Below are 20,453 nucleotides of genomic sequence, written 5' to 3'. Positions count from 1 at the left end.
CGATCATCTCGCCGATCTCGGTGTCGCCGTTGGCGGAGATCGTGCCGACCTGGGCGACCTCTTCGGAGGAGGCGACCTTCTTGGCGCGGGCGGTGATGTCCTTCACCGCGGCCTGGGTGGCGAGGTCGATGCCGCGCTTCAGGTCCATCGGGTTGATGCCGGCGGCGACGTACTTGGCGCCCTCGCGGACGATCGCCTGGGCCAGCACCGTGGCGGTGGTGGTGCCGTCACCGGCGATGTCGTTGGTCTTCGAGGCCACTTCGCGCACCATCTGGGCGCCCATGTTCTCGAACTTGTCGGCGAGCTCGATCTCCTTGGCGACCGTCACACCGTCCTTGGTGATGCGGGGGGCGCCGAAGCTCTTCTCGATGACGACGTTGCGGCCCTTGGGGCCGAGGGTGACCTTGACGGCATCCGCGAGGATGTCGACGCCGCGCAGCATCTTGTCGCGAGCGTCGGCGGAGAAACGAACGTCTTTCGCTGCCATGTGAGTACCTGCCTCAGATGAGAGTGTCGGAAAGCCCTGAAGCCTGCGGGAGCGGCCTCGAAGGGCGATGGAACGGGGTCGGCCTTAGGCGGCGACGACGCCCATGATGTCGGATTCCTTCATGATCAGGAGATCCTGGCCGTCGATCTTGACCTCGGTGCCGGACCACTTGCCGAACAGAACGCGGTCGCCGACCTTGACGTCGAGGGCGTTGACACGGCCCTGCTCGTCACGGGCGCCGGGGCCGACGGCGACGATCTCGCCCTCTTGCGGCTTCTCCTTGGCGGTATCCGGGATGATGATGCCGCCCTTCGTCTTCTCTTCGCTCTCGATGCGACGGACGACGACGCGGTCGTGCAGCGGACGGAACTTCATGAGCTGCCCTCTTGCTTCGAAATGGCGGTTGGTCTTCATGCGGCCGGGGGCGACCGCGCTCCACCTGTTTGTTAGCACTCTAAGCAAGTGAGTGCTAACGACGGCCGCGAGATAGGCGCGGGCCGATTTCGAGTCAAGGCGCAGCTTCCTAACGGCTGCGGCGTTTTCGCACGAATTTCTCGCGCAGCCCGGACGAGACGGACGATTCTTCCCGATGATGAGCCTGCATGGGGCAAACGGCGCCGTCGAGCACGGCGGCGCGGAGGGCGGCGCGAGCCTGCCCGATCACGCGCTCTGGATCGACCTGAACGATCCGACCGCCGAGGAGGCCGAGCAGGTCGAGCGCAAGACGGGCATCCGCGTGCCCTCGCGCGCGGCGCTGAGCGAGGTCGAATCGTCGAGCCGCCTGCGCCGCAACCGCGACGGCCTCTCCCTCTCGACGCCGATGGTCACCTTCGACCGCTCGGATTTCAGCCTGAAGCCGCTGGGCTTCCTGCTGAATGCGGACCACCTCGTCACCGTGCGCTTCCACGAGATGCGGGCCTTCGCGGCGGTCAGAAAACGTGTGGACGACGGCGATGGCGACGGAGGGTCCAGCACGCGGATGTTCCTGCTCGTAGTCGAGGAACTGGTCGACAACCTCGCCGACCTGCTCGAGGAGATGTCCGGCGACCTCGACTCGCTCTCGACGCGCATCTTCGATTTCGATTCCGGCGCCCGGCCCGGTGCCCGCAAGGGCGATTCCACCGCTCCCAAGCGGCGCGATCTCGCGCTGCGCCGCCTGCTCCGCTCGGTCGGCCGCCACGGGAAGTCGTTGTCGAAAGTCCGCGCGAGCCTGCTCGGGCTCGGGCGCATCATCGCCTTCGCCAAGAGCGAGTGCGGCCAGATCCTCAAGGCGGACGATGCGCCGCGCTTCGATACCCTGGCGGGGGACATCGCCTCGCTCGACGAGTTCGAGACGCGGCTCTCCGAGACCGTTCAATTCCTGCTCGATGCCACGCTCGGCCTCATCAACATCGAGCAGAACAACGCCTTCCGCATCCTCACCGTCGTATCGGTGGTCGGCGTGCCGCCGACGCTCGTCGCCTCGATGTACGGCATGAACTTCAAGCACATGCCGGAACTCGACTGGGTCTACGGGTATCCCTACGGCCTCGCGCTGATCGCGATCTCGGCGGTCGTGCCGCTGCTCTATTTCCGTTCAAAGGGCTGGCTGTAAAGGCGCGGCTCTGACCGCTCGGCCCGGTCACATGAGCTGAGTTCTCGACGGGGACGATACAGGCTTTCTTCGAGTTATGCGGAGTGGAATGCAGCCTCTCTGGCGCATCACGCATTGAATATATATATTCATCAAATAATGAGATAATTTTCACTTTATCTCGAATCATCTATTGATGTCGGTCCGCTCTTTCCTGCCGAGAACCGCACATTTTCATCTTCGGCCTGCAATTTGAGGTATTGCGCCTCGCGCCGAAAGCATGAAAATATCGCCGAAATTGATAAAATCCTTTGATTCGCAGGTTATTTGCCGTCTCACCAGGAGTGGGTCGATGGAAGTACCGGATTTCGTCAAGACGATCCTTCGCAACGCCGCGCCGACGCTGTTGACGGCGTTGGGGTTGCCGCCGCCGTTCAGCAACATCGCCGCCTCCGTCGTGACCGGCGTTCTCGACAAGTATCTACCGCAGTCGCCGGTCGCCGGCCCGCCCGCGACGAAGCCGCCGCTCACGCCCGAGCAGGTCACGGACATCGTCCGCACGAAGGCGGACGACCCTCAGCTGATCCTCGACCTCAAGAAGGCCGAGGCCAGCCTGCGACAGTACGAGCTCGATGCCGGCATCCGCTTCGCCGAACTCGAGATCAAGGATCGGCAACGGGCCGGCGACTTTCAGCAATCGACCGGACTGGCGCTGCGCAGCTTCAACGTCGGCATGGCGATCGTGATCCTCGCGGTGGCCGGCATGTTCATGATGATCGCCGGCGCGCTCTACATCTCGCTCGGCGGTTTCACGTTCGATCCGGGAAAGGCGGAACTGACGACCGCCGCCTTCAGTCTGATCGGCACCGCGGTCGGCTTCATCAACGGCATCGCCGCGACCATCATCTCCTTCTACTACGGCAGCAGCCAGGGCTCGAAGGAGAAGAGCGACGTCATCTCGACCGCCGTCCGCAATCTCGGCGAGGGCATCGAGCGCGTCGCCGCGCGCGAACCCACCGTGATCGCCGCACCTGCGCCCGTACCCGCGCCGGCCCCGGAGGCGGACCCCGAGGTGGCCTCGCCCAAGTTGCTGGAGCCGGCCAAGCCGGCCGATGTGAGCACCCTCACCGACGCCCTTCCCGGACTGACCAAGCCGCACCGGTTGTTCCCGGACAGCGTGGCCTGGAGCCTCGGCGCCGCCGGGATCGGCGTCGACGGGGCGCAGCCGCAGGGCACCTACGGACAGCCTCTGACCGTGCGCAAGATCTGGCTCAAGTACGGCGAGGCCTGCGCCGCCAGCGCGCGGGCCTACGGCGTGCCGGTCGAACTGATCGTCGCGACGATCGCAACCGAGAGTTCCGGCGATCCGACCGCCCGCCGGCGGGAGCCCAAGATCAACGACGAGAGCGTCGGCCTGATGCAGACCCTCGTCCGCACGGCACGGGGCGCCCTCGGACGCGGCAGCCTCCGGGGCGACGATCTCCTCGACCCGGCAACCTCGATCGCCGCCGGCACCGCCTACATCGCCCAGCAGCGAGCGCAGACGCATTTCGACCCGCCGCTGGTCGCCGCCGCCTACAATGCCGGCTCCCTGCGTCGCGACGACAGCGACAAGAACCGCTGGCGGACCCATTGCTACCCGGCTGGGACCGGCCAGCACATCGATCGCTTCGTCGCCTGGTTCAACGACTGCATGGAAGTCGCGGGCAAGGACGGTTGGGGCGGCGGCGGAACACCGAGCTTCGCCGTCGCTCTCACGGGGGCGGAAAGCGCTGCGACGAAGCCGGCCGCGCCGTTCGTCGTCGGCACCGGTACGGGGACGACCTTTCCGCCGGCACCGGATTTCGTCCCCCTGAAGAACACCGCGGCCCGGCAGGCGCTGTTCGGGACGTTCCAGTACGTCCTCGATCCCCAACCCGACAATCCGGAGCATATCCGGATCACGGACGGCTGGGACAAGAAGGAGATCGTGAACGTTCAGGTCACCACCCTCGACGTCGCCGGCAGGAAAGGGCCCTTCGCCTTTCCGTTCAACCGGAAGGCGGCGCCGCAATTGCAGGCGCTCTGGGCCGCGTGGGAGAAGGCCGGGCTGCTCGACCGCATCCTGACCTTCGACGGCAGCTTCGTTCCCCGGCTCATCCGCGGCTCGCAGGCCTCGCTCAGCTGCCACGCCTTCGGCGCAGCCTTCGACATCAATGCCGCCTTCAATCCCCGCGACAGGATCCCGGCGACCATCGACAAGAAGGGATCCGTGCGCGAACTCGTGACCATCGCGAACGCCCACGGCTTCTTCTGGGGCGGACATTTCAGGACCCGCCTGGACGGCATGCATTTCGAGGTCGCCAAGCTGCTGTAGCCCCGCCGCCTCTCGCCCGACCGAGCTCAGATTGGCCCGGGCCTCGGCGCGCCGGGGCCTGTCCGTTCAATCTTTCTTTGGGTCTCGCCTCAAATCTGCCCTGGCGCGTTCCGAACGAGCGGCAGATCCGAGCGAGCCCGATCCTTCATGGCCGTCATCGCCGCCTTCATCCTCAATGCCGGGCTGAATTTCGTCCTCGGCATCGCCATCGCCCGGATGCTGGGCCCGGCCGATTTCGGCCGCTTCGCCCTGGCGACGGCGGGCGCGGTGGTGCTCAACACCCTCCTGTTCGAGTGGCTGCGGCTCTCGGCGACGCGGTTCTACTCGGCGCGGGTGCGCGAGGCCGAGCCGTGGATCCGCCGCGGGCTCGACCAGGCCTACGGGGCCGTCGCCCTGGCGCTGTTCGCCGCCGCCGCCCTCTGCGCCGGGCTCGGGATCGCCGTCAACCCGACCCCCGAGGGCCGGCTGGTGATGACCGCCGGCACCATGGTCGCGGCGATCGGCATCGGGTTGTTCGACTACCACGCGGCGCTCGCCCGCGCCCGCTTCATCGGCGGCGCCTATCTCCGGCTGGTGGTGTGGAAGAACGCGCTCGCCTTCGTGCTGATGGCGGGCACGGCGTGGCTGTTTCCGCAGCCGGTCTGGGTGCTGATCGCGGGGGGCTTGAGCCAGTTCCTGGCGGTGCTGCCGATGCGCAAGGTCCTCGGCGACGGGCTGCTCGGGCACGCGCCGGCCCTGCCGCGGGGCAAGGCCCGGGAGACCCTGCGCCTGTTCGCGGTCTACGGCCTGCCGCTGATCGCGGCCAACGCCGTCTACCAGATCATGCCCTTCCTCAACCGCGCCGCCATCGCCGGGACCGCGGGCTTCGCCGAGGCCGGCTACTTCGCGCTCGCCGCCGATCTCGGTTCGCGGGCGTTTTCCACGCTCGGCGCGGCGCTCGACCTGCTGCTGTTCCAGATCGCCGTGCAGGCCGAGGAGCATCACGGCCGCGAGGCCGCCGAGACCCAGGTCTCGCGCAACATCGCCATCGTGGTGGCCCTGCTCCTGCCCTGCGCCGCCGGCTACTGGGCGGTGACGCCCGCGCTGCAGGCGCTGATCGTGCCGGCGGAGTTCCGCGGGCCGTTCGCCGACTATACCGACTGGCTGATCCCGGGGCTGCTCTGCCTCTCGATCATGAACTTCGCCCTCAATCCCGTCTTCCAGATCCGGCGCCGGACCAGCCCGGTCGTCTCCGCCGCCCTCGTCGGCCTGGTCGTCAACGGGATCGGCATCCTCCTCCTGCCGCGGGTGATGGGGCCGCAGGGCGTCGCCGTCGCGCAGACCCTGGGTCTCACGGCGGCCGTCGTCGTGCTCGGCGGCAAGGCGCTGATGGGCGTCGAACGGCTGCGTCTGCCGGGCCGCGACCTCGCCCTGACCGCGGGCGCCTGCCTCGCCATGATCTTGAGCGTCCTGCCGTTCCGGGGCCTCGAACCGGCGCTCGCCCTGCCGGCCTGCGTCGCCGTCGGCGTGCTTGTCTACGGCGCGCTGGTCTGGTTCCTCGACATCGCGGGGCTGCGCACGATCGTGCGGGAGCGTTTTCCGAAGCGGCTTCCCGCGGCCGCGCGGTGACTTCGGCTTGCCAGCTTCGCCCAATCGGGGTTTGAGTCCGGCCTTTCGAGAAACGTTCAAAAACACCCCACGGGACGGAAACGATGACCTCATACGCGCCGGCCAACGAGCAGGAGGCGGCCGCCATCGTCGCGCAGGCCGCCGGCCGGTCGGAGCCGCTGCGGCTCGTCGGCGGCGGCACCAAGGCGGCGTTCGGCCGTCCGCCCCAGGACGAGGCGACGCTTTCCGCGACGGGGCTCACCGGCATCACCCTCTACGAGCCCGCCGAGATGGTGGTCGCCGCGCGGGCCGGCACGCCGCTCGCCGAGGTCGAGGCGCTGCTGGCCGGGCGCGGCCAGATGCTGCCCTTCGAGCCGATGGATCACCGCCCGCTCCTCGGTTCTACCGGCGAGCCGACCTTCGGGGCGGTGGCGGCGGCCAACAATTCCGGCCCCCGCCGTATCAATGCGGGCGCAGCCCGCGACAGCCTGATCGGCGTGCGTTTCGTCAACGGCCGCGGCCAGCCGATCAAGTCCGGCGGGCGGGTGATGAAGAACGTCACCGGTCTCGACCTCGTGAAGCTGATGGCCGGCTCCTGGGGCACGCTCGGCCTGCTCACCGAGGTGACCTTCAAGGTGCTGCCGGTGCAGGAGCAGGTTTCGACCCTCGTTCTGCCGGGCCTCGGCGACGCGGCGGCCGTCGAGGCGCTCGCCGCCGCGCTGGGCTCGCCCTTCGAGCTGACCGGCGCCGCCCACCTGCCCGCGGGCGTCGGCGGCCCCGAGCCGCGGACGCTGATGCGTGTCGAGGGCTTCGCGAAATCGGTCAACTATCGCCTCGGCGAGCTGCGCCGTCTCCTGCGCCGCACCGGCGAGGCACACGTCGTCGAAGGCGAGGAGAGTGCCGCGCTCTGGCGCGCCGTGCGCGACGCGACCCCCCTCGCCGAGCCGCGGGAGGCCGCGATCTGGCGCATCTCCACCGCCCCGACCCGCGGTCCGGCGGTCACCGCGGCGATCGGGGCCGCACGCGCCGCGCGCTGGTTCTACGATTGGGGCGGCGGCCTGATCTGGCTCGCCACCGAGGCCGCCGACGATGCCGGGGCCGCGATCATCCGCGCCGCGGTGAAGGCGGCGGGCAGCGGGCACGCGACGCTGGTGCGCGCGCCTGAGACCCTGCGTGCGGCCGTGCCCGTCTTCGAGCCGCTGCCCGAGCCGCTGATGCGGATCACCGCCGGCATCAAGGCGGCCCACGACCCGGCCGGCATCTTCAATCCCGGCCGGATGTACGCGGGGGTGTGACACTTAAGCGGCGAAGCGCGGACGCCGCCTGCGTGAAAGTGAAAGAAGAGGCCGAGCCGGGCCGGATGCATCCGCCCGTCGAGATCGGGCCTTGGGGCACTGAGCCGCTGCCCTCAGCCTATCCGATCCCGTCCTCGTCCATTCGGGCTTGAGTCCGTCTCCGGGTCGAAATCCGTCGGCTCCCGTCGAGGGACCGACGGCACTCGCGGATGCCGACAACCCGCTTCGGGGACCGGCGACCAGCGGGACGCTCGGGTCCGGATCGTCGTACAAGGTCGCCATGCTGACTCTCGCGCTCTCGCTCGCCCTCCTCGTCGTGCTGATCTTCATGATCGTCCGGCGGCGCCATCTCACCATCCTGATGAGCGTGGCCAGCCTGCTCGCGGGCCTACTCGCCATGCTCTGGCTTCAGGATCTCGGGCTGCTGCCCGGCTCGCAGGGTCCGCTCACCCACACGCGTCCGCAGACCCTGGAGGATGCCCGCCGCTGAGGAGGGGGTGATGCGCGGCTCGGCCAGGGAACTCTCCCGGGCCTCGCGCGTCTGCCGCGATGATGCCGGCGTCGCGAGGTCCGCCGGAATGGAGACGTCCCGTGCGCAACCTTCTTCTGCTCCTGATCCTGATCGCCGGCGGCTTCGTCCTGACGGCCATGTACGTCGCGCCGAAGCAGCCCGAGCTTCGGGGCTGGTACGAGACCAATGCCTGCCCGCATCTCGACCAGATCAGCCCGAAGATCTGCGAGCCGATCCGTGCCGCCCGGGGCACGGGCGCGATCTGAGGCCCCGCTTGCGCCGGGCTTTCGACTGGTTCTTCCGCGACCGCACCACCGGCGCGGTCGTGATCGGCCAGTGGCCGAATTGGCCGCTGTGGATCTTCGCCGCCGCCTCGGCCCTGGAATGGCTCCTTGAGGCGGCGATGCCGGGTCTGCCCGTGCCCGTCTTCGCGGGCCTTCGCGTCCTCGCGCTCGTGAGCCTCACGATCTGGGCGCTCGATGAGATCGTGCGCGGGGTCAATCCGTGGCGGCGCTGCCTCGGCGGCGCCGTGCTGATCGGGATCGTCGTCAGCCTCGGCCTCAGCGGTCTGGGCCGCCCGTGAGCGAACCCGTCGATCTTCTCGTCATCGGTGGTGGCATCAACGGCGTCGGCATCGCCCGCGACGCCGCCGGACGCGGGCTGCGGGTCCTGCTGTGCGAGCGGGGCGACCTCGCCGAGCACACCTCGTCGGCCTCGACCAAGCTGATCCACGGCGGCCTGCGCTACCTCGAACAATACGCGTTCCGGCTCGTGCGCGAGGCGCTGGCCGAGCGCGAGCGGCTGATGCGGCTCGCGCCGCACATCATCTGGCCGCTGCGCTTCGTCCTGCCGCACGATGCCGGCCTGCGCCCGGCCTGGATGCTGCGGATCGGGCTGTTCCTCTACGACCACCTCGCGCGCCTCAAGGCGCTGCCGCGCTCGCAGGCGCTCCGCCTCAGCCGCGAGGGTGTCGGCGCGCCGCTCCAGAAGCGGCTGACGCGCGGCTTCGCCTATTCCGATTGCTGGGTCGAGGACAGCCGCCTCGTCGTGCTGAACGCCCTTGACGCCGCCGAGCGCGGCGCGCGGATCCGCACCCGCACCACCGTCGAATCCGCCCGGCGCGAGGACGGCGCCTGGACCGTCACCCTCCACGATGCCGAGCGGCGGCAGCGGGAGAGCGTGCGGGCACGGATCGTCGTCAACGCCGCCGGACCCTGGGTCGGCGAGACGCTGCTGCGCACGCTCGCCGTCGAAGCCCGGCCGAAGGTGCGGCTCGTCAAGGGGAGCCACATCGTCGTGCGGCGGCTCTACGAGGGGGACCAAGCCTACATCCTGCAGCAGCCCGACCGGCGCATCGTCTTCGCCATCCCCTACGAGCGCGACTTCACCCTGATCGGCACCACCGACGTGGCCCACGAGGGCGAGCCCGGCCCGGTCCGGATCTCGGCCGAGGAGACTCGCTATCTCTGCGCCTGCATCAACCGCTCGTTCGAGCGGCAGATCGGCCCGGACGACGTGGTCTGGAGCTTTTCCGGCCTGCGCCCGCTCTACGACGACGCGGCCGCGAACGCCTCCGCCGTCACCCGCGACTACGTGCTCGAACTCGACCACGACGGGCCACCGGTGCTCTCGGTGTTCGGAGGCAAGATCACCACCTACCGGCGCCTCGCCGAGCACGCGCTGGAGAAGCTCGGACCGCACCTGCCGGGCATGAAGCCGGCCTGGACGGGCGACGCGCCGCTGCCCGGCGGCGACATGGCGGGCGCCGATTTCGATCTTTTCGTGGGGACCCTCGCGGCCCAGTACCCGTTCCTGCCCGAAGCGACCGCCCGGCGTCTCGCCCGCGCCTACGGCACCCGCGCCGAGCGGCTGCTCGGCGATGCGCGCACGTTGGCCGATCTCGGCGAGACGTTCGGGGGCGATCTCAGCGCCCGCGAGGTCGATTACCTCGTGCGGCACGAATGGGCGCGCACCTCCGACGACATCCTTTGGCGCCGCTCGAAGCTCGGCCTGCGCATGGATCGCGAGGGCGTCGCGCGGCTTGGGCGCCACCTCGCCGCCGTGTCGGCCGAGGCCGGCGCTCACCGTCCGTAGACGTCCTCCAGGCGGATGATGTCGTCCTCGCCGGTGTAGGAGCCGACCTGCACCTCGATCAGTTCGAGCGGGATCTTGCCGGGATTGGTCAGCCGGTGCATCGAGCCGATCGGCAGGTAGACCGCCTCGTTCTCGTGGACGAGGATGACCTGATCGTTGAGCGTCACCTCCGCCGTGCCCTTGACCACGACCCAGTGCTCGGCCCGGTGGAAATGCTTCTGCAGCGAGAGCCGCCCGCCCGGCGTCACCATGATCCGCTTCACCTGGAAGCGCTCGCCGATATCGATGCGCTGGTACCAGCCCCAGGGCCGATACATCCGGCGGTGGGCGTCCGCTTCCGGGTGCGCCTTCTCGCGCAGGACGCTCACCAGGTCCTTCACCTTGCCCGACTGCGCTTTGGAGGCGACGAGCACCGCGTCGGGGGTCGCGACGACGACCACGTCGTCGAGCCCGACCACGGTGGTGAGCCCGTCGCCCTCGCTGTGGACGAGGCTGCCCGTGGTCTCCACCAGCTCGACGCGGCCGCGCACGGCGTTGCCCTGCGCGTCCCGCTCCAGCACCTGCCAGACGGCGTCCCAGGTGCCGACATCCGACCACGCGAAGGAGACCGCGAGCACGCCCGCGCGGGTCGTCCGCTCCATCACCGCGTAGTCGATCGAGGTCTTCGGCGCGCGGGCGAACGCCTCCGCCTGGAGCCGCACGAAGTCGAGATCGGTGACGGCGGCGGCGAGCGCGGCGCGGGCGGCGTCGAGCACCGCCGGTGCGTGCGCCTCCAGCTCGGCGATCATCACGTCGGCGCGGAACAGGAAGTAGCCCGAGTTCCACAAGGCGCCCTCCCCGATCAGGCGCTCGGCGCCCGCCGCGTCGGGCTTCTCGACGAAGCGCTCGACCCGGTGCAGGCCCGGCGCGTCGGGAAGGGCGCCGCCGGTGCGGATATAGCCGTACTCGGTCGCGGGCCGGGTCGGGGTGATGCCCAGCGTCATGATGTGGCCGAGCCGGGCGCCGCGGGCGGCCTCCTGCGCGGCGCTCGCGAAGGCGTCGGCGTCCTCGATCACGTGGTCGGCCGCCATGACCAGCACCACCGTCTCCGGTCCCCGCCGCGCCCCGTGCAGGGCGGCCACCGCCACGGCGGCGGCGGAATCGCGGCGCTCGGGTTCGAGCAAGATGTCGGCAGCGATGCGGCTCTGAGCAAGCTGCTCGGCGACGATGAAGCGGGACTCGGCCGAGGCGATGACGGTGGGCCGCGCGAACACACTCCCGTCGGCGACGCGGCGGGCGGTGGCCTGGAAGGTGGAGGTCGAGGGATCGACGAGCGGCGTGAACTGCTTGGGCATGCTCTCGCGCGAGGCCGGCCAGAGCCGCGTACCGGAGCCGCCGCACAGGATCACGGGCAGGATTTTGTCGTGGTCCGCCTCGGCCATCGCCCAGCCCCGTCGCGTATCGAGAGGCGCCAGCCGGTCGGGAAACGTGCGAGAGCGGCGAGCGCGAAAATCAGCCCTCGCGTCTTAGCCGATCCACCCGCACGGCACCACGATGCGGGCCAACCTGCCTGCGATTCAGGTAAATCCCGGAGAAATCCGGTGAGGAACGGCGGAGGCGAAAAGCCTCCGCCGACTGTCCGGATCGGCTATTCGGCGGCCTGCCGCTCGCCGTAGCCGAGGCGATCGTTCAGTTCGTGCAGAAGCTTCACGGCGGCTTCCGCGATCACGGTGCCCGGCGGGAAGATCGCCGAGGCGCCCGCGGCGGTGAGCGCGTCGTAATCGCCCGGCGGGATCACGCCGCCGACGACGATCATCACGTCGTCGCGCCCTTCCGCCTTCAGGGCGGCCTTCAGCTCCGGCACCAGCGTCAGGTGGCCCGCCGCGAGCGAAGAGACGCCGACGATGTGCACGTCGTTCTCCACCGCTTGGCGTGCGGCCTCGTCGGGGGTGGCGAAGAGCGGCCCGATGTCCACGTCGAAGCCGAGGTCGGCAAAGGCCGAGGCGATCACCTTCTGGCCGCGGTCGTGCCCGTCCTGGCCCATCTTGGCGACCAGGATGCGCGGCCGGCGCCCGTCATTCTCCTCGAAGGCCTCGACGAGGCCGCGGACCTTCTCCACCACCGGCGACATGCCGCCCACCTCCCGCTTGTAGACGCCCGAGATCGAGCGGATCTCGGCGCGGTGACGACCCCAGGCCTTCTCCAGCGCCTCGGAGATCTCGCCGACCGTGGCCTTGGCCCGCGCCGCATTCACCGCCAGTTCGAGCAGGTTGCCCTCGCCGTCCGCGGCCTGCGTCAGGGCGGCGAGCGCCGCATCGACGTCGGCCTGGTTGCGCTCGGCCCGCAGGCGCTTGAGCTTGTCGATCTGCTTGGCGCGTACGTCGGCGTTGTCGACCCGCAGCAGGTCGATCTTCATCTCGTCGTTGGGCTTGTACTTGTTGATGCCCACGATCGTCTGGCGCCCGGAATCGATCCGCGCCTGGGCGCGGGCCGCCGCCTCCTCGATGCGGAGCTTAGGGATGCCCGCCTCGATGGCTTTCGCCATGCCGCCGAGCGTCTCGACCTCGCGGATATGCTCCCAGGCCCGCGCGGCGATGTCGTGCGTCAGCCGCTCGACGTAGTAGGAGCCGCCCCACGGATCGATGATCCGCGTCGTGCCGCTCTCCTGCTGTAGGAAGAGCTGGGTGTTGCGGGCGATGCGGGCCGAAAAGTCGGTCGGCAGCGCCAGCGCCTCGTCGAGCGCGTTGGTGTGCAGCGACTGCGTCCCGCCTTGCGTCGCTGCCATCGCCTCGATGCAGGTGCGGGTGACGTTGTTGAACACGTCCTGGGCCGTCAGCGACCATCCGCTCGTCTGCGAGTGGGTGCGCAGGGGCAGCGACTTGTCCGATTTCGGATCGAACTCCTTGACGAGCTTCGCCCAGATCAGGCGCGCGGCCCGCATCTTGGCGATCTCCATGAAGAAGTTCATTCCGATCGCCCAGAAGAACGACAGGCGCGGGGCGAACTGGTCGATGGTCAGGCCGGCCGCCAGACCCGCCTTGATGTACTCGACGCCGTCGGCCAGCGTGTAGGCGAGTTCGAGATCCTGCGTCGCCCCGGCCTCCTGCATGTGATAGCCGGAGATCGAGATCGAGTTGAACTTCGGCATGTTCTTCGAGGTGTAGCCGAAGATGTCCGAGATGATCCGCATCGATCCCTTGGGGGGATAGATGTAGGTGTTGCGGACCATGAACTCCTTGAGGATGTCGTTCTGGATCGTGCCGGCGAGCTTTTCCGGCGGCACGCCCTGCTCCTCCGCCGCAACGATGTAGAGGGCGAGAACCGGCAGCACCGCGCCATTCATCGTCATCGACACGGTCATCTGGTCGAGGGGAATCCCAGAGAACAGTGTGCGCATGTCGTAGATCGAGTCGATCGCCACACCCGCCATGCCGACATCGCCTGAGACGCGCGGGTGGTCGGAATCGTAACCGCGGTGGGTGGCGAGGTCGAAGGCGACCGAGAGGCCCTTCTGGCCGGCCGCGAGGTTGCGCCGGTAGAAGGCGTTCGAATCCTCCGCCGTGGAGAAGCCGGCATATTGCCGGATGGTCCAGGGCTGGGTGACGTACATCGCCGGATAGGGGCCGCGCAGGTAGGGCGGCAGGCCGGGGAACGAGTCGATGCCCTCGCATCCCTCGCGATCCTCGGGGCCGTAGAACCCCTTCACCGGAATGCCCTCGGGCGTCATCCAGGGCTCCCCGGCCGGCGGAGGCGGCGCCTTGAAGCCGTCGGCCGCGTAGGCGACGGAAGCGAAATCGGGGATCCGGGAGCTCATCGTGCAACTGTTCCTGGCGTCAGTCTCGGCGTCGGCGGAGACGATGAATTTTTTTGAGCATTATAGGCAAGCCACCAAACGCGGCTACTGTCCATTAGGCGGGGCTCACCGGCCGCGCTTGCGCCGGCTGGCCGCCAGGTGATGACGTCCGCGCGCGTCCCGGCGCAGGCTCGGGGCCGGTCCCGACGGCGCGGCGAGCCAGGCCCGGCGCTGCGCGATCAGAGCCTTGAGCCGCTCGGCCCGCTTCTCCTTGCGCGCGCAGTCGCAGGGGCAGTCGCAGTCGAAATGGTGCGAGCCGCCCTCGCCGGAGAACAGGCTGAGGAGCCCCACCACGATCCCGACCAGGCCCACGATGCCGATCACCAGCGCCGGCCACGCGAGGCCCAGGCCGACGAGGACCGCGATGGCGGCCTTGCCCGCGAGGGTCCCGATCACCTTCACTTTCAGGAGAGCGAGGAAGGTCGCCGCCGCGCCGGCCGATCCGCGCAGCGCGCGAAGGCTCCGTCTTCGGTATCGCTTGCGCGCCGCGAGCGCTTCGAGCCGGCGCAGCTCGCGCTCCATCCGCCGCCGGGCCGGCGCCCGATCCTCCGCGACAGGTGCCTCCACGCCCCCTCCCCGCCGTGTTCGACGGGGTGAAGTGTGGGACATGGCAAGCGCGACCGTCAAACCGCCGCTTTCCGACCCTCGTTTCGCGCGAGAGCGCCGGGCGCGACGGAGGACGGGATGCGGTCAGGGCGGACGACGCCGAGTGCGGCACGCAACTGGCCGTTCCTGGCAGGTTTCGTGGCGACCGAGCGCAGGCTCGGCGAGCGCGCGCGCGCCGCGGGAAGCGGGCCGGCCTTCGCCTACGAGTTCTTGCGCTTCGGTGTGAAGCAGGGCTGGGCCTGCCTGTTCGGCGGCCTCCTCTGCGCGCTCCTGATCGGCACGCACCTGTTCTACCCGGCCGACGCGCCGCTGACGCGATACGATTTCCTGACGCTCGCGGCCGTCCTGATTCAGGTCGCGCTGCTGGCGCTCGGCATGGAGACCTGGGAGGAGGCCAAGGTCATCGCGATCTACCACGTCGTCGGGACCGCGATGGAGATCTTCAAGACCGGCGTCGGCTCATGGATCTATCCGGAGGCGAGCCTTCTGCGAATCGCCGGCGTGCCGCTCTTCACGGGCTTCATGTATGCCAGCATCGGCTCCTACATCGCCCGCGTCTGGCGCCTGTTCGATTTCCGCTTCAGCCGCCATCCGCCGCTGGCGCTCACGCTCCCTCTGGCGGGGGCGATCTACGTCAACTTCTTCAGCCACCACTACACGGCGGACATGCGGGCCGTGCTGTTCATCGCCACCGGACTCCTGTTCGGCGGCACGGTGGTGCACTTCAAGGTCTGGCAGGTGCATCGCCGGATGCCGCTGCTGCTCGGCTTCGTTCTCGTGTCGCTCTTCATCTGGCTCGCCGAGAACATCGGCACGGCGAGCCGCGTCTGGCTCTACCCGAACCAGGCGGCCGGCTGGTCGCCGGTCTCGGCGGCCAAGCTCGGCTCGTGGTTCCTGCTGATGATCGTGTCCTACGTGCTGGTCACGCTGGTGAACCGGCCGGAGCCGATGCCCGAGGCCGATGCGGCCCCCGGGCAGCCCGTCGGTTCGAACGCACCGCGGCCCGCGCGCTGAGGCCGCGATCAGTTGACGTAGGTGCGGATCCAGTTCGGGGAGAGGATCTCGCCCTCTTCGGTGATGATCCAGGGCTGCTTCGAGGGATCGCCCAGGGCGCCTTTCGCGGCGGCGAGCGCCTCGCGCAGGGTGTCGTAGCGCTCGGGCTGGGCCAGCGGAGAGGAGGCCGGCAGCGTGCGCCAGATGGTGAGGTCGGCAGGACGTTCGAGAGCTTCGGTTTCCATCTCTTGTTCTTCCTGTTCGAACCGTCTTCGTCCGTTGAGGACATCGCGACGACAAGAGCCGTCGGGACGGTATGCTCAAAGTTTCAAGGGCGATCGAAGCATCTCTGGGGCAGCTTTGCGATCAATTCGAGTGCTCGACAGCCGATCGGTCACCGTCTCGTCGCAGTTCCTCGCCCAGACCTTGCCTTGGTTTCGCCAAGAATTGATCCAGGCCCGCCCACCGATGCCTTCTCATCAGTAGGAAGACACTGCGTACGAAACAGTATGCAATTGGTTACTCTCGGTAGCGAGCCTTGACCGTGCGGTGTCGCACCCGGCCCGCCTGTGAGGAAAAGCGGGGATTTGTTGACCGGAAGCCACACCGGACACAGCTAAGTCTCATTCTTCGAATTCCCGCGATCGCTGTCATGGACCGCATATCGGGGAGTTTGCCGGAGCCAGTCTGAACGCGGCCCGTACCGCCGGGGCGGATCGCGCGTTCGGTGAGCGTGCCGGCATCGGGCGGGCGTTAGGATAAGGGTTGGGGTTGTCGGTGCCGGATCGTTTCGTGCGGATCGCCCTGGGCGTGACCCTGGGCCTGCTGATCGCCTTCGTGGCGCAGCCCTACATCCTCGCCTTCCTCTACTCCGCGGACGCGCCCCGCTCGGTGACGGCGCGCGGCGACCTGTCAGCGGCGGAGAAGACCACGGTCGATCTCTTCGCCCGCGCCTCGCCCTCCGTCGTCCACGTCTTCGCTCAGGCCGCGGCGCAGGGGCGTGCCCTGATGGAGCCCGACGACGAGTTCGGCCAGGGGCCGGGAGGGGGCGAGCAGCAGCAGGGCTCCGGCACGCAGACCGGCACCGGCTTCGTCTGGGACGCCGCCGGCCATGTCGTGACCAACAACCACGTGGTCGAGGCCGCGACGAAGGGTGGCGGCACGATCTCCGTGCGGCTCGCCTCCGGCGAGGTGGTCGGCGCGCGGGTCGTCGGCACGGCGCCGAGCTACGACCTCGCCGTGCTCCAGCTCGGGCGCGTCGCCAAGATGCCCCCTCCCCTCGCCGTCGGCACCTCGGCCGACCTCAAGGTGGGGCAGTCGGCCTTTGCCATCGGCAACCCGTTCGGTCTCGATCACACCCTCACGACCGGCGTCATCAGCGCGCTGCAACGGCGCCTGCCGACGCAGGAGGGCCGCGAACTGTCGGGCGTGATCCAGACCGATGCGGCGATCAATCCCGGCAATTCCGGCGGACCGCTGCTCGATTCCGCGGGCCGCCTGATCGGCGTCAACACCGCGATCTTCTCGCCCTCGGGCGCCAGCGCCGGCATCGGCTTCGCGGTGCCGGTCGATGTGGTGAACCGGGTGGTGCCCGACCTCATCAAGAACGGGCGCGTGCGCAACCCCGGCATCGGCATCATCGCCGGCCAGGAGGCGACCGCGGCCCGGCTCGGCATCGACGGCGTCGTCGTGCTGCGGGTGCTCCAGGGCTCGCCGGCGGCGCAGGCGGGCCTGCGCGGCGTCGATCCCCGCACCGGCGACATCGGCGACATCATCGTCGGCGCCAACGGCCGGCCGGTCCACCGCCTGTCCGACCTCACCGCCGTGGTCGAGGAGGCCGGGCTCGACCGCCCGGTCACGCTGCTGGTCGAGCGCGACGGCCGGGTGCGGACCGTTCGGCTGAACACGGCGGACGTGGCGCAGACGCGGTTGTGATGCCGCTGCCCCGGCTCGTGCGCCGGATGAGCGCTTTACCCGCGGGCCGAACCGGCCGATGAGCGAAGGATGCTCCTCGCCCTCGGCCTTCTGGCGCTCATCGGATTCTGGTGGCTCGGCCGCCGCAAAGGGCGCCTGCCCTTCGGCCTGACGCCGCGGCTGCTCGCCGGCTACGGCCTCCTGGCGACGGCCTTCGCGCTGTCCCTGCGCGGCAGCGTCCTCCCCGCCCTGCTGCTCGGCGCCGGAGGGCTCTGGCTGGCGGAGGGCGAGGCCGGCGTGATCCGGCGTGTCCGCGCGTGGCGCGGGTACCGGCAGCCGCAGCCCCTGCGCACGGCCTCGCTCGAACTCGACATCCGCTCCGACGGCGTGCCGCGCGACGGAACCCTCTTCGTCGGGCCCTTCGCCGGGCGCCGCCTGTCGGCGGTGCCGACGGAGGCGCTGATCGAGCTGACGATCCTTCTGCGCGCCAACGATCCCGAGGGCGGGCGCCTTTTAGAGGCGTATCTCGACCGCCGGCAGTCCGGCTGGCGTGTAGACGCTGATGGCGACGGTGACCCGCGGCCGGGCGGCGCGGCGAAGCCAGGGACGATGACGGAGGAGGAGGCCTATCAGGTCCTGGGGCTTGAGCGCGGGGCGTCCCTGGAGGAGGTCCGCGCGGCTCATCGGACGCTGATGAAGCGGCTGCATCCCGACCAGGGCGGCAGCGTCGAGAGGGCGGCGCGCGTCAACGCGGCGCGTGACAGGCTGGTGAACCGACATCGCTAGAACTCCACGCGCGTTGTCAGGGTCGATGGATCGAAAGAGGTCCCGGCCGCTTCGGCGCGGCTCTTGTCATCGAAGGGCCGCCGGCCGAACGCGCCGGCAGCCGCTCCGAGGAAGGCTGTTCGAGACGGTCAGCTCCGGGTGGCGAAGCAGTTGAAGCCGTTCTTCTTCAGCGCGGCGCAGGCATCCTGCGCGGTGCTCTGCTCGGAGAAGCCCGAGAATCGGGCGCGGTAGAGCGTGGCGCCGCCATGGGTCACCCGCACCGTGTAGGGGGCGGCCTTGGACAGCATGCCGGTGCGGCTGCGGGCGTCGGCGAGGATCGACTTCGCCTTGTCCTCGTCGTCCATGGCGCCGAGCTGGATCACCCACGGCGTCGGCGTGACGGGCTTGGCGCTGTCGCCGCGGGCATCCTTCGGGGGGCCCTCGGCGCGGGAGGCGACGCCCTCGACAGCGGGCAGGCGGGCGGTCGACTTGCTGCCGGCGCCCGGGAACGGCGCCTGGCTCGCCGGCCCGGCATACGCCTGGGCGGCGTTCGGCAGCGCCTGGAGGCCCGCGCGGCGCGATCCCGGGGTCGTCGTGGCCGGGCGGATGTCGAGGGGGGCGGTGCTCGTCGAGCTCGTGGTCTCGACCGCGTCGTCGTCCGCCGAGGCGATGACGGTGCGTGTGCGGGATTCGGCCTCGGCGACGACCGCCGGGCGGCCGCGCTCGGCCACTTCCACCACCGGCGCCGTCTGGCGGGCGCCGGCATAGGCGCGCGGCAGGTTGGCGCGGACGAGGTCGGCCATGATCCGGTCGCGGCTGGCGCCCGACTTGCCGCCGAGCACGATCGCCACGATCTGCCGGTCGCCGAGCTTGGCCGCGGTCATCAGGTTGAAGCCGGAATCGCGCGTGTAGCCCGTCTTGATGCCGTCCACGCCCTCGACATTGCCGAGCAGGCGGTTGTGGTTGCCGATGGTCCGGCCGCGGAAGGCGAAGGAGCGGGTCTGGAAGTAGCGGTAGTAGCGCGGGAACCGGTCCTGGATCGCGCGGGCCAGGATGGTGAGATCCTGGGCGGTGGTGATCTGGTCGGGATCGGGCAGGCCGGAGGCGTTGGCGTAGTGGGTGCGGCTCATGCCGAGCGCCTTGGCCTTGCGGGTCATCATCTCGGCGAAGCGCGGCTCGGAGCCGGCGATGTTCTCGCCGATGGCGCAGGCCACGTCGTTGGCCGACTTGGTGACGAGCGCCTTGATCGCCTCCTCGACGGTCACGGTCGAGCCGGGGCGCAGGCCGAGCTTCGACGGCGCCTGGGCGGCGGCGTTGGCCGAGATGGTGAGCGGCGAGTCGAGGTCGTAGCGGCCCTTATCCAGCTGCTCGAACAGCATGTAGAGGGTCATCACCTTGGTGATCGAGGCCGGGTGGCGCAGCGCGTCCTCGTTGACCGCGTGCAGGGTCCGGCCCGACTTCACGTCGACGACCATGGCGGCGTAGGGCGGGTTGTAGCCGCCGACCGCCTTGCGGGCGTGGCCTCGGCGCCTCGCCTCGGCGGGATCGGCCACCGCGACGAGGAAACTCGTCGCCAGGAGCAGCACGGCGACAGCGCGGGATCCCGTGGGCCGGCCTTCTACGCGACGCATCTCGAAACCTTCGCCTCGACAGCCGGACGTTCGAGCCCGGCTGGCACCCTTCACGGACGCCGCCAGCCGGGTCCGCAATCTCTGGCGAGGACGGTAGGATGAACGCGGTTACGCGGCCGTTAATGCGGCCGCTCGCAAGTTCGAGATCGTCCTTTCGCCACAGGGGTTAAGCCGATCTTGACGAATGCGGCGCCCTCCGCGCCGCTCGATCGTGCGTTGCGTCGCCGCCGCCCGCGTCGTCGCCATTCGGACCGAGCGCCGCTGCGGCTCCGGGAATGCGGCTTGGCCGGACAGTTTCACGCACCTCTCTGGCGCAGTCGCCGATCGGCCTATAGATTGCCTCTTGAGCGCCGCGCCCCTTGCCGGGACGCCGGTGCCGAAGGCTGCCAGACCAGGGTCGCTTCGATTCAGATGTCTTCCAAGCTGATCCAGAACGAAGTGCAGGAGGCGGGTCGGGGACGGGTTCCGGTGCGTGCGGCCTCGACACCGCGCAACCCGGGCGACGACGATCGTTCGGGCACCGCGATCATCACCCGGACCAAGCCGCGGGCGAAGCGGCCGAGTCTGTACCGCGTGCTGCTTCTCAACGACGACTACACGCCGATGGAGTTCGTCGTGCACGTCGTCGAGCGCTTCTTCAACAAGAGCCACGACGACGCCTACCAGATCATGATGCACGTCCACCACAATGGTGTGGGGGAGTGCGGCGTGTTCACCTACGAAGTCGCGGAAACGAAAGTGACGCAGGTGATGGATTTCGCCCGCAAGCACCAACATCCGCTTCAGTGCGTTATGGAAAAGAAATAGGC

General features: G+C 69.4%; 19 protein-coding genes. 12 read left to right on the top strand and 7 right to left on the bottom strand.

Annotation, left to right across the window (positions count from 1 at the left end):
* The coding region (locus ABS772_RS12690) for a TCP-1/cpn60 chaperonin family protein (RefSeq protein ID WP_350394980.1) at window positions 1-487 on the bottom strand (487 nt) is incomplete at its 3' end.
* An 84-nt stretch (window positions 488-571) separates the two neighbouring features.
* The gene (groES, locus tag ABS772_RS12685) at window positions 572-862 is read right to left on the bottom strand and encodes a co-chaperone GroES (protein ID WP_012457015.1); all 291 of its coding nucleotides are present in this window, start codon (window positions 860-862) and stop codon (window positions 572-574) included.
* A gap of 214 nt (window positions 863-1,076) precedes the next feature.
* Between groES and ABS772_RS12680 the strand changes: the two genes are divergently transcribed.
* The 8 genes from ABS772_RS12680 (at window position 1,077) to glpD (ending at window position 9,903) form a co-directional block, all read left to right on the top strand.
* Window positions 1,077-2,081: a magnesium transporter CorA family protein gene (locus ABS772_RS12680; protein ID WP_238257288.1), complete on the top strand. Its 1,005-nt coding sequence runs from the start codon at window positions 1,077-1,079 to the stop codon at window positions 2,079-2,081.
* A 331-nt stretch (window positions 2,082-2,412) separates the two neighbouring features.
* The gene (locus ABS772_RS12675) at window positions 2,413-4,416 is read left to right on the top strand and encodes a transglycosylase SLT domain-containing protein (RefSeq protein ID WP_350394977.1); all 2,004 of its coding nucleotides are present in this window, start codon (window positions 2,413-2,415) and stop codon (window positions 4,414-4,416) included.
* Between the two features lie 147 nt (window positions 4,417-4,563).
* Window positions 4,564-6,024 (top strand): lipopolysaccharide biosynthesis protein, encoded by a 1,461-nt coding sequence (locus ABS772_RS12670; protein ID WP_350394975.1) that lies wholly within the window; start codon window positions 4,564-4,566, stop codon window positions 6,022-6,024.
* 83 nt (window positions 6,025-6,107) lie between these two features.
* Entirely contained in the window at window positions 6,108-7,298 is a 1,191-nt protein-coding gene (gene glcE, locus ABS772_RS12665) for a glycolate oxidase subunit GlcE (protein WP_350394974.1), read from the top strand.
* Window positions 7,299-7,578: 280 nt separating this feature from the next.
* Window positions 7,579-7,788, top strand: a complete 210-nt coding sequence (locus ABS772_RS12660; protein ID WP_238253486.1) for a hypothetical protein — start codon at window positions 7,579-7,581, stop codon at window positions 7,786-7,788.
* 101 nt (window positions 7,789-7,889) lie between these two features.
* Window positions 7,890-8,075 (top strand): hypothetical protein, encoded by a 186-nt coding sequence (locus ABS772_RS12655; RefSeq protein WP_238253485.1) that lies wholly within the window; start codon window positions 7,890-7,892, stop codon window positions 8,073-8,075.
* A gap of 8 nt (window positions 8,076-8,083) precedes the next feature.
* The gene (locus ABS772_RS12650; RefSeq protein WP_350394972.1) at window positions 8,084-8,392 is read left to right on the top strand and encodes a hypothetical protein; all 309 of its coding nucleotides are present in this window, start codon (window positions 8,084-8,086) and stop codon (window positions 8,390-8,392) included.
* Window positions 8,389-9,903 (top strand): glycerol-3-phosphate dehydrogenase, encoded by a 1,515-nt coding sequence (glpD, locus tag ABS772_RS12645; protein WP_350394970.1) that lies wholly within the window; start codon window positions 8,389-8,391, stop codon window positions 9,901-9,903. The genes ABS772_RS12650 and glpD overlap by 4 nt, the downstream gene beginning before the upstream one ends.
* Here glpD and ABS772_RS12640 read toward each other — a convergent pair.
* The 3 genes from ABS772_RS12640 to ABS772_RS12630 form a co-directional block, all read right to left on the bottom strand.
* The gene (locus ABS772_RS12640) at window positions 9,891-11,324 is read right to left on the bottom strand and encodes a mannose-1-phosphate guanylyltransferase/mannose-6-phosphate isomerase (protein ID WP_350394969.1); all 1,434 of its coding nucleotides are present in this window, start codon (window positions 11,322-11,324) and stop codon (window positions 9,891-9,893) included. The two genes, glpD and ABS772_RS12640, sit on opposite strands and share 13 nt — an antisense overlap.
* 206 nt (window positions 11,325-11,530) lie before the next feature.
* Complete coding sequence (scpA, locus tag ABS772_RS12635) at window positions 11,531-13,696, bottom strand: methylmalonyl-CoA mutase (protein ID WP_350394967.1); 2,166 nt, start codon at window positions 13,694-13,696, stop codon at window positions 11,531-11,533.
* 105 nt (window positions 13,697-13,801) lie between these two features.
* Window positions 13,802-14,302: a hypothetical protein gene (locus ABS772_RS12630; RefSeq protein ID WP_350394966.1), complete on the bottom strand. Its 501-nt coding sequence runs from the start codon at window positions 14,300-14,302 to the stop codon at window positions 13,802-13,804.
* A 117-nt stretch (window positions 14,303-14,419) separates the two neighbouring features.
* Here ABS772_RS12630 and ABS772_RS12625 point away from each other — a divergent pair, with 117 nt between their 5' ends.
* A complete protein-coding gene (locus tag ABS772_RS12625) occupies window positions 14,420-15,355 on the top strand; it encodes a DUF817 domain-containing protein (protein WP_350394964.1) in 936 nt (311 codons plus the stop codon).
* A gap of 8 nt (window positions 15,356-15,363) precedes the next feature.
* Here the strand turns inward: ABS772_RS12625 and ABS772_RS12620 are convergent, their stop codons facing one another.
* Window positions 15,364-15,579 carry a hypothetical protein gene (locus tag ABS772_RS12620; protein WP_183435316.1) on the bottom strand — a complete coding sequence of 72 codons (216 nt, stop codon included), beginning with the start codon at window positions 15,577-15,579 and terminating at the stop codon, window positions 15,364-15,366.
* A gap of 532 nt (window positions 15,580-16,111) precedes the next feature.
* Between ABS772_RS12620 and ABS772_RS12615 the strand changes: the two genes are divergently transcribed.
* Together ABS772_RS12615 and ABS772_RS12610 are read left to right on the top strand one after the other, a co-directional pair.
* Window positions 16,112-17,269 carry a S1C family serine protease gene (locus ABS772_RS12615; protein ID WP_350394962.1) on the top strand — a complete coding sequence of 386 codons (1,158 nt, stop codon included), beginning with the start codon at window positions 16,112-16,114 and terminating at the stop codon, window positions 17,267-17,269.
* A 69-nt stretch (window positions 17,270-17,338) separates the two neighbouring features.
* Entirely contained in the window at window positions 17,339-18,034 is a 696-nt protein-coding gene (locus ABS772_RS12610; protein ID WP_350394960.1) for a J domain-containing protein, read from the top strand.
* A 128-nt stretch (window positions 18,035-18,162) separates the two neighbouring features.
* On the opposite strand, the gene ABS772_RS12605 is transcribed toward ABS772_RS12610, so the two are convergent.
* Window positions 18,163-19,644 carry a D-alanyl-D-alanine carboxypeptidase gene (locus ABS772_RS12605; RefSeq protein ID WP_350394958.1) on the bottom strand — a complete coding sequence of 494 codons (1,482 nt, stop codon included), beginning with the start codon at window positions 19,642-19,644 and terminating at the stop codon, window positions 18,163-18,165.
* A 411-nt stretch (window positions 19,645-20,055) separates the two neighbouring features.
* Between ABS772_RS12605 and clpS the strand changes: the two genes are divergently transcribed.
* A complete protein-coding gene (clpS, locus tag ABS772_RS12600) occupies window positions 20,056-20,451 on the top strand; it encodes an ATP-dependent Clp protease adapter ClpS (protein WP_238253475.1) in 396 nt (131 codons plus the stop codon).
* Window positions 20,452-20,453 lie beyond the last annotated feature (2 nt).

It is taken from the genome of Methylorubrum podarium (assembly GCF_040270385.1).
GTDB classification, from domain to species: Bacteria; Pseudomonadota; Alphaproteobacteria; order Rhizobiales; family Beijerinckiaceae; genus Methylobacterium; species Methylobacterium podarium.
Note: the sequence above shows the minus strand (reverse complement) of the source record. Positions and strands in the feature narration are given on the sequence as shown.